Origin of the sequence: Dietzia sp. UCD-THP (genome assembly GCF_000349585.1) — a bacterium.
GTDB classification, from domain to species: Bacteria; Actinomycetota; Actinomycetes; order Mycobacteriales; family Mycobacteriaceae; genus Dietzia; species Dietzia natronolimnaea_A.
The window spans coordinates 3,121-3,602 of sequence record NZ_KB714645.1; the positions used below are offsets into that span (position 1 = coordinate 3,121).

Here is a 482-nt window from a genome sequence, read left to right on the forward strand (position 1 = left end):
AGCTCGGCGACGGCACCACCATTGATCGCCATGGACCTGTGGAGGTAAAGCGCTTAAGCAGAGTCACCGACATCAGCTCCGGATACGGGCATACGTGCGCGGTGGCGGAAGGCGGAACCGTCCACTGTTGGGGATACAACCCCTGGGGGCAGGTCGGTGACGGCACCACCACCACTCAGCTTGAACCGGTGAAGATCGAAGGATTAAGCCGGGCCACTGCGATCAGTTCCGGAGGCGACCATACGTGCGCGGTGGCAGAAGGCGGAATAGCGTACTGCTGGGGAGACAACAATGCTGGACAGCTCGGTGACGGCACCTCTACACGCCGATTGTCGCCAGTGAAGGTAGAGGGGCTGAGTGGGGTCATCGACATCACCACCGGGATCGACCACACGTGCGCGCTGCTGGCGGACGGCACCGTCTACTGCTGGGGTAGCGATTTCTTCGGGCAGCTCGGGGGCGGTTCCTCCACCACGCGGACT

At 62.9% G+C, this 482-nt stretch carries 1 protein-coding gene; it reads left to right on the forward strand.

Annotation, left to right across the window (positions count from 1 at the left end; all coding sequences use genetic code 11):
- The coding region (locus tag H483_RS38745; protein WP_371204275.1) for an RCC1 domain-containing protein at positions 1-482 on the forward strand (482 nt) is incomplete at both ends.